This window comes from Streptomyces sp. NPDC088747 (assembly GCF_044751025.1).
Classification (GTDB): domain Bacteria; phylum Actinomycetota; class Actinomycetes; order Streptomycetales; family Streptomycetaceae; genus Streptomyces.
The window spans coordinates 190247-198549 of sequence record NZ_JBIVKZ010000020.1 but is presented as its reverse complement, the minus strand read 5'-3'; the positions used below and the strand labels follow the sequence as shown (position 1 = coordinate 198549).

6 protein-coding genes are annotated in these 8303 nt (G+C 69.7%); 4 read left to right on the top strand and 2 right to left on the bottom strand.

Annotation, left to right across the window (positions count from 1 at the left end; all coding sequences use genetic code 11):
• The 3 genes from ACIP79_RS35935 to ptsP all read left to right on the top strand — a co-directional run.
• Positions 1-254: hypothetical protein (locus ACIP79_RS35935; RefSeq protein WP_401230417.1), on the top strand; the 254-nt coding region annotated here is incomplete at its 5' end.
• A 203-nt stretch (positions 255-457) separates the two neighbouring features.
• Complete coding sequence (locus ACIP79_RS35930) at positions 458-907, top strand: PTS glucose transporter subunit IIA (RefSeq protein WP_401230415.1); 450 nt, start codon at positions 458-460, stop codon at positions 905-907.
• Between the two features lie 77 nt (positions 908-984).
• Positions 985-2655: a phosphoenolpyruvate--protein phosphotransferase gene (gene ptsP / locus ACIP79_RS35925; protein WP_401230412.1), complete on the top strand. Its 1671-nt coding sequence runs from the start codon at positions 985-987 to the stop codon at positions 2653-2655.
• A gap of 67 nt (positions 2656-2722) precedes the next feature.
• Here ptsP and ACIP79_RS35920 read toward each other — a convergent pair whose 3' ends face one another.
• Positions 2723-3613 (bottom strand): hypothetical protein, encoded by an 891-nt coding sequence (locus tag ACIP79_RS35920; RefSeq protein ID WP_401230408.1) that lies wholly within the window; start codon positions 3611-3613, stop codon positions 2723-2725.
• 130 nt (positions 3614-3743) lie between these two features.
• Positions 3744-5711: an acetoacetate--CoA ligase gene (locus tag ACIP79_RS35915; RefSeq protein WP_401230405.1), complete on the bottom strand. Its 1968-nt coding sequence runs from the start codon at positions 5709-5711 to the stop codon at positions 3744-3746.
• A 212-nt stretch (positions 5712-5923) separates the two neighbouring features.
• On the opposite strand from ACIP79_RS35915, the gene ACIP79_RS35910 reads away from it, so the two are divergent.
• Positions 5924-8290, top strand: a complete 2367-nt coding sequence (locus tag ACIP79_RS35910) for a TIM-barrel domain-containing protein (RefSeq protein WP_401230402.1) — start codon at positions 5924-5926, stop codon at positions 8288-8290.
• Positions 8291-8303 lie beyond the last annotated feature (13 nt).

Below are 8303 nucleotides of genomic sequence, written 5' to 3'. Positions count from 1 at the left end.
CCGACCGTATGGCCGGAGACGGGGTATCAACAAACTTGGCGTTGATTTTTGGCACGCTGTTGAGTTCTCAAGGAACGGACGCTTCCTTTGTACTCACCCGAGAGACTCTCGGGCTTTCCTCTGGGCGCTTCCCTTCGGTGTTCCAAACACTATCAGTGAATTTTCGTCTCTCTGACCACGGTTCTGCGGACATGCAGAACCAGACCCAGAGATTGGATCTGACAAGTTGGATGCTGCCGGGCGAGGACAGTTGATCGCGTCCCCCGGCCCTAAGCAGGTGTACGACTCTACATGCGGCGCCGGAGCGGGCGCAAATCGATTCCGCTGTGCTCGACGCCCGCCAACCGGGTCCGCTCGCAGGGAACCTGCACTTCATATGACATACGCTGCTGAGCAGTGCGCCGTCCGGGACAGGCAGTGACGGCCCGTATATATCTCCACCCCCGGGAGGCTTCCCATGACCACCGTGACGTCCCCTCTTGCAGGACGCGCCATCGGACTCGCCGCGGTTCCGGATCCCGTCTTCTCCGGGGCCATGGTCGGCCCCGGAATGGCGATCGACCCCGTGCGTGAGCCCTCGGAGGCCGTCTCTCCCGTCGACGGAGTGATCGTCTCGCTGCACCCGCATGCTTTCGTCGTCGTCGACAGCGAAGGCCATGGTGTGCTCACGCACCTCGGTATCGACACCGTGCAGCTCAACGGCGAGGGCTTCGAGCTGCTCGTCAACAAGGGGGACACCGTGACGCGCGGTCAGGCCGTCGTGCGCTGGAACCCCGCTGCCGTCGAGGCGGCCGGCAAGTCCCCCGTGTGCCCTGTCGTGGCACTCGAGGCCACCGCCGAGTCCCTCTCCGACGTCCGCGAGGATGGCGATGTCAAGGCCGGAGACGCGCTCTTCGGCTGGCAGTGACATCTACGCCCTCGTGGCCGACGAGCACGACAACCACCGCGGCGGCGCGATCCGCCGCACTATCGGAGACGGGTGAGATGGAGACAACGCTGCGAGGCGTCGGCGTGAGCCACGGTGTGGCGATCGGCGAGGTTCGGCACATGGGAACGGCCGTCCTGGAACCGCCGGCCAAGCAGATCCCGACGGAGGACGCGGAGCGCGAGCAGGGGCGTGCCCACAAGGCCGTCGAGGCTGTGGCTGCGGACCTGATTGCGCGCGGCAATCTGGCGGGGGGCGAGGCTCAGGGGGTGCTCGAGGCGCAGGCCATGATGGCCGAGGACCCCGAGCTCATGGCGGATGTGGAACGGCGGATCGCTGTCGGCAGCACGGCCGAGCGCGCGGTCTACGACGCGTTCGCCGCCTACCGTGCGCTTCTGGCCGGAGCCGGCGAATACCTCGCCGGCCGGGTGGCCGACCTCGACGACGTACGGAACCGCATCGTCGCCCGGCTCCTCGGGGTGCCCATGCCCGGTGTCCCGGACAGCGACGAGCCGTACGTCCTGATCGCTCGTGACCTCGCTCCGGCTGACACCGCGTTGCTCGACCCCACTCTGGTGCTCGGGTTCGTCACCGAGGAGGGCGGCCCGACCAGCCACAGCGCGATCCTGGCGCGGGCACTCGGCGTTCCGGCCGTGGTCGCGCTGCCCGGTGCCGGGGAGCTCACCGAGGGCACGGTCATCGCCGTGGACGGCAGCACCGGCGAGATCTTCGTGGAACCGAGCGCCGAGAAGAAGGCCCAGTTGGAGGCTTCCGCGGCTCAGCGCAAGGCCGCGCTGTCCGCCTCCAGCGGCCCCGGCACCACGTCGGACGGGCACAAGGTGCCGCTGCTGGCCAATGTCGGCGGCCCGGCCGATGTGCCCGCCGCACTGGAGGCCGGAGCTGAGGGTGTCGGTCTGTTCCGGACCGAGTTCCTCTTCCTGGACGACAGCAAGCAGGCGCCGTCCGAGGAGAAGCAGGTAGAGGCGTACCGACAGGTTCTCGAGGCGTTTCCCGAGGGCCGTGTCGTGGTGCGTGTGCTGGACGCGGGTGCGGACAAGCCGCTCGACTTCCTCACCCCGGCGGACGAGCCGAACCCGGCGCTGGGTGTGCGTGGTCTTCGCTCGCTGCTCGACCACCCCGATGTGCTCCGTACCCAGCTGACCGCCCTCGCCAAGGCTTCCCAGGGGCTGCCGGTCTACCTCGAGGTCATGGCGCCGATGGTCGCGGACCGCACCGACGCCAGGGCCTTCGCGGACGCGTGCCGTGCGGCCGGGCTCCAGGCGAAGTTCGGCGCGATGGTCGAGATCCCGTCGGCCGCGCTGCGGGCTCGGTCGATCCTTCAGGAAGTCGAGTTCCTGTCCCTGGGGACCAACGACCTGGCGCAGTACACCTTCGCCGCCGACCGGCAGGTGGGTGCGGTGTCGCGTCTGCAGGACCCGTGGCAGCCCGCGCTCCTCGACCTCGTCGCGCTGTCCGCCGAGGCGGCGAAGGCCGAAGGCAAGAGCTGTGGCGTCTGCGGTGAGGCCGCGTCGGACCCGCTGCTCGCATGTGTGCTGACCGGTCTGGGGATCACCTCCCTGTCGATGGGTGCCGCGTCGATTCCCTACGTCCGGGCGACGCTCGCCAAGTACACGATGGCGCAGTGTGAGCGTGCCGCTGCCGCCGCACGTGCGGCGGACACCGCCGAAGAGGCACGCACGGCAGCGCAGGCGGTGCTGTCCGGCGAGTAGCCCGACAACACGTCGATCTGCTGGTGCCCAGGGGCGCTCCACCTGCCGGTGGGGCGCCCCTTCGGCTTCAGTGCGTGTGACCCGTCATTCCGCCCCTTTCGCCGAGGTCCGGCGGCGCGCAGTAGTCGACTCCTGATTCGGGCGAGACCAGGTCTCCGGAATCGATGTCGGTGCAGTAGGCGTCGAAGACCTCTGCCGCGGTGAGGGGTTCCAGGTTCTCGCCGCGGAGTCGCCATCCGTAGACGCGGTCGGTCGTGTCGGGGGCGGTGGTGCGCATGACGAGCCCGCCGACGCTCCGAGTGGCGATGCCGAGTGCCAGGACGGTGCTGAATTCGAGGGCTTCCGATTCGTCGAGGTGGACGCTGCCCGCGTCGTTGATGGCTCGGAGTACGGCGACGAGCGTTTCGGGCGCTGCCGAGACGCTGCACACGAGATGGAGGTCGCCGGATCCCGCAGTGTCGAGGATGCGGGCGAGCAGGTGGGAGGCGCGGGCGAAGGACGCGCGCCCGATGTCCTCGCCGCAGGAGGCGCAGTTGCCGATGCGGGCCAGGACAGTGGTCGCGTACTCCCAGGTCGCCCGGCGGACGGCCTCGTCGACCAGGTCGGGGACGAGTTCGCCGAGGGGCTGTCCCTCGTACATGACAGTGGGGCCCGTCGACGCCAGTTCGGCTGTGAAGCGGGTGCGGCTGGACGGGGCGTCGGGCTCCAGGCCGCTGTCGGCGCAGAACTCGGCGTACTCCTCGGGGTCGAAGAGCGCCACCGTGGTGTGGCCGCCCTGCGCGGCGAGTGTCCTCAGCAGGGCTTCCACTTGTTCGAGGTAGGTGGTGTGGTCGTCGAAGGTGAACGTGCGATAGCACCGCATCGCTGTGAAGTCCTGCTCGTCGGTCAACAGGCCGATGGTGCCCGCGATTTCGCGGCGCAGGACGCGTCGCATGGTCTGGTGCTGGGTGTGCGCCATGTTTCCCCCTGTGCGCAGTCGATCAATGCTCACTCACAGTAACGGGCGGCACTGACAACGTCGGCCGGTGAGGACTCTCCTGGCGTCGCGGGTGACGTGTCGTCGAGGGCCGGGCGCTCGTGTGGCCTGGTCAGGCGCGGTCCTTCGCCAGGTCCTCGTAGAAGCGCAGCAGTTCCACGTTGTCCACGGAGCCGAGGTTGACGGCTTTCTCCAGGGGGGCACCTTGCAGCAGGCGTTTGATCGGGACCTCGATGCGCTTGCCTGTGAGGGTGTGGGGGACGCCGGGGACTTCGATGACCTCGTCCGGAACATGACGGGGTGAGAGCTGCTCGCGGATGGTCTGTTTGATGCGGGTCAGAAGGGCGTCATCGAGTGCGGCGCCGGGGGCGAGGTGCACGAAGAGGGGCATCCAGTAGCCGCCGTCGGGTTGTTCGATGCCGATGACGAGCGATTCCTTGATCTCGGGAAGGCGCTCGACGGCTTCGTAGATGTCCGCCGAACCCATGCGTACGCCCTGACGGTTGAGCGTGGAGTCCGAGCGGCCGTGGATGACGACGGAGCCGCGCGAGGTGACGGTGATCCAGTCACCGTGGCGCCACACGCCGGGGTAGGTGTCGAAGTAGCTGTCGTGGTAGCGGCTGCCGTCGGGGTCGTTCCAGAAGCGGATGGGCATGGACGGCATCGGGTTGGTGACCACGAGTTCACCGACCTCGTCGACGAGGGGCTTACCGCTGGGATCCCAGGACTGGAGGTCGGTGCCGAGGCCGGGTGCCTGGAGTTCTCCGACGTACACCGGCAACGTCGGTACGGCGCCGGCGAAGCAGGAGCACACGTCGGTGCCACCGCTGACGGAGGCGATCCACAGGTCGTCGCGGACCTCGTCGTGGAGATAGCGGAACCCGTCCGGCGGCAGGGGCGAGCCGGTGGTGGCGACGCACTGCACGCGCGCGAGGTCGAAGTCGTGGGAAGGACGGACGCCCGCCTTGCGGCACGCCATGACGTACGCGGCGGACGTGCCGAAGAGTGTCGCTTCCGTGCGTTCGGCGATACGCCACTGGGCGCCGGTGTCGGGGTAGCCGGGGCTGCCGTCGTACAGGACGATCGTGGTGCCCGTGAGGAGCCCGGAGACCAGGAAGTTCCACATCATCCAGCCCGTGGACGTGTACCAGAAGAAGCGGTCTTCGGGGCCGAGGTCGCAGTGCAGACCGAGCTGCTTGAGGTGTTCGACGAGGATGCCGCCCTGGGACTGGACGATCGCCTTGGGGAGGCCGGTCGTGCCGGAGGAGTAGAGCACCCACAAGGGGTGGTCGAAGGGGACCTGTTCGAAGACCGGTTCCACGTCGGCGGAGGTCAGGGCGGACCATTCCAGAGTGCCCTGCGGAGCGTCGGAACCCAGCAGGGGAATGTGTACGACCGCGCGCAGAGTCGGCAGTTCGCGGCGCAGTTCGGCCACGGTGTCGCGGCGGTCGTGCTGCTTGCCTCCATAGCGGTAGCCGTCGACCGTGAAGAGCACGACGGGTTCGACCTGCTGGAAGCGGTCGAGGACGCCGCGGGCGCCGAAGTCGGGGGCGCAGGACGTCCACACGCCCCCTACGGCGGCTGTCGCGAGGAGGGCGGTCACGGCCTGCGGAACGTTCGGGACGTAGCCGCAGACCCGGTCTCCCGGGCGTACGCCCAGCGTGCGCAGTTCGGCTGCCAGGGAGCCGACCTGGCGCCGCAGCTCTGACCAGCTGACCGGGGTCGGCTCATGGGTCTCGTCCACGTACAGGAGCGCTGGTTCGTCCGAACGGGTGTCGGCCGCGCGCAGGGCGTGTTCGGCGTAGTTGAGGGTGGCCCCGGGGAACCACTCCGTGCCGGGCATGGAGCGGTCGCCGAGCACGCGCGCGTAGGGGGTCGAAAACCGTACGTCGAACCATTCGGTGACGGCTTTCCAGAAGGTGTCCAGTTCGTCCACGGACCAGCGGTGCAGTGCCGCGTAGCCGCCCTCGGACGGGGCTCCGTGCCGCTCGGCCGCCCAGGACTGGAACTTCGTGATCCGCGCCCGGCCGACGCGTTCCGCGGTGGGCTGCCAGAGCGGTGTGGGGTTGGAGGTGGTCATGGGGCGGCTCCCGGCTGTGCGCGTCGTGGGCGTCTGTCGCGCACGAGCTGGGGTGTGCGCGTCACGCGGCTGCCATGGACGATGCCACGTGATCGAATTCGGCACCAGGGTTCGTGGCACTCGGTCGCCGAAGTGAAGATCTGCTCTGACCACGGGTGAACGGCAGTTGAACGACTCACACTTATGGCCCTGTCAATGGCAGGCTGAGCAGCATGAACGGTCGTGACCTGGTGCGTTCGGTGAAGGTGGTCGGTTCGGCGGGAGCGGCCCAGGGGTTGCGTACCGTGCGCGCCGCTTGGCGCAGGAAGCGTGCCGATGCCGTCGGGCTGCCCCAGCGGGGCGCCGAACGCGCGCGGGTGCCGGGGCCGGTGCGAGGCGTCGAACCGGGTCCGGGCGGTGGAGTCGTCCGGTTCGCCCGCTCCGAGCTGCGGATCATGGTCGCGGTGAACGGCGCGGTCTTCTGGGGTTGGGACGGGGCGGAACCCGAGCCGTCGTACGCGCTCGCCGGCCGTTGCCCGGAGCCGGACCCGCGGGCCGTCCTGGAGCCGGACAAGGACGGCGGTTGGCGGGTGGTCGCGGAGCGCGCGACGGTCGTCGTGTCGCGGCACGGAGCCGTCGAGGTACTCACCCCCGGTGGCGTGATGCTGCGCCGCGATCTGCCGCCCCGTTGGTGGGAGCCGGTCGACGGTGGTACGGCGCGCTGGATGCAGCGCTCGGAGGTGGCCGCCGACGCGAGGTTCTTCGGCCTGGGCGGGCGTGCGGCGGGTCCCCGGCTGCGCGAGGGGACGTACCGGCTGTGGAACACGGATCCCGGGCGGGCCTTCGTGCCTGGCGACGATCCCCTGTACATCACCATGCCCGTGCAGTTGGTGGTCGCCGACGCGGCGACGCATCTCGTCTTCCACGACACCTCGTGGGACGGCGTGGTGTCGTTGCGCGAGGGTGAGGAGGGTGCCGGCTCCGGGCACGACAGGACCGGGTCGTGCGAGCTGCGCGTGGACGGTGGCCCGCTGCGCTGTTGGGTGATGGTGGGCACCCCCGCGCGCGTGCTGCACACCTGGGTCTCGCTCACCGGGGCGCCCGCGTTGCCGCCGGCGTGGGCGCTGGGGCACCATCACGCGCGGTGGGGTTTCGGGAGTGAGCGCGAGGTGCGTCGGGTCGTCGCGGGTTACCAGGAGCGCGGGCTTCCGCTCGACGCCGTTCACCTGGACATCGACCACTACGACGCGCACCAGGTGTTCACGGTCGACCGGGAGCAGTTCCCGAAGCTGCCGGAGCTCGCGGAGGATCTGCGCCGCGACGGTGTCCGGCTGGTGTCGATCGTCAACGCGGCGGTCAGGGCGGAGCGCGGCAACGGGGTGTACGACAGCGGCGTCGCCGAGGACGCCTTCGTCCGCGATGCCTCGGGGCGGCTCGTACGCGGCGTCGTGTGGACCGGCGAGTCGGTCTATCCGGACTTCACCCACGCGCGCGTGCGGCGGTGGTGGGGCGGGCTCTACGAGGAGCGGCTCGCGCAGGGGTTCGCCGGGTTCTGGCACGACATGAACGAGCCGATGTCGTTCACGGCCTTCGGGGAGTCGACGCTGCCGCGTTCGGCACGGCACTCCCTGGAGGAGCGCGGTGGCGATCACCGGGAGGCGCACAACGTGTACGCGCTGGGCATGGCGCGGGCCGGTTTCGAGGGACTGCGTGAACTTGTGCCTCAGGAGCGGCCGTTCATCCTCTCGCGCTCCGGGTGGGCGGGAATGCAGCGCTACGGAGGGACCTGGTCCGGGGATGTGGCCACCGGCTGGCCGGGGCTGCGGGCGTCGTTGTCGCTCGTCCTGGGGCTGGGGTTGTGCGGGGTGCCGTACTCGGGGCCCGACGTGGGCGGTTTCGACGGGAGTCCTTCGCCCGAGCTGTATCTGCGGTGGTTCCAGCTCGGCGCGTATCTGCCGCTGTTCCGTACGCACGCGAGTTCGCGGGCGGGGCGCAGGGAGCCTTGGACGTTCGGTGACGACATCGTGGAGCACGCGCGCGTGGCGCTGGTCGAACGGCGGCGGCTGCTCCCGTACTTCATGACCCTGGCGCATCTGGCCCGCCGTACCGGCGCACCGTATGTGCGGCCCGTGTGGTGGGGCACGCCCGAGGACCGGGCGCTGCGCGACTGTGAGGACGCCTTCCTGCTCGGCGACTCTCTGCTGGTGGCGCCGGTGCTCGACCACGGGGCGGACCGGCGTGCGGTGCAGCTGCCGCGAGGGCGTTGGTACGACACGGTGACCGAGGAGGCCTACGAAGGGCCGGCCCAGGTGCTGATCGACGCCCCCTTGTCACGGATTCCGGTGTTGGCGCGTGCGGGTGCCGTGGTGCCCGTTCGGGGTTCCGACGGCGAACTGGAGCTTGAGGTGTGGGCCCCCGCGCGGGGGCGGGTCGGGGGCGGACTCGTCGTGCCGGACACGGGCGACGGGTGGGACGAGCCGGAGGTCGAGCGTTATGTGGCGCGCTGGGAAGGGCGTCAGGTCGTCGTACGACGGGACGGTGAGGGCGGGCTGAGCGAGCCGGCGTATCCGGTGCGGGTGCGGGGGCTCAGGACGCCGTAGCGGCTCGCTGAGC

What these genes read in the sequence shown, in the direction of transcription:
- ACIP79_RS35930 (WP_401230415.1), top strand. Translation starts at nt 458, where the DNA reads ATGACCACCGTGACGTCCCCTCTTGCAGGACGCGCCATCGGACTCGCC.
- ptsP (WP_401230412.1), top strand. Translation starts at nt 985, where the DNA reads ATGGAGACAACGCTGCGAGGCGTCGGCGTGAGCCACGGTGTGGCGATC.
- ACIP79_RS35920 (WP_401230408.1), bottom strand. Translation starts at nt 3,613, where the DNA reads ATGGCGCACACCCAGCACCAGACCATGCGACGCGTCCTGCGCCGCGAA.
- ACIP79_RS35915 (WP_401230405.1), bottom strand. Translation starts at nt 5,711, where the DNA reads ATGACCACCTCCAACCCCACACCGCTCTGGCAGCCCACCGCGGAACGC.
- ACIP79_RS35910 (WP_401230402.1), top strand. Translation starts at nt 5,924, where the DNA reads ATGAACGGTCGTGACCTGGTGCGTTCGGTGAAGGTGGTCGGTTCGGCG.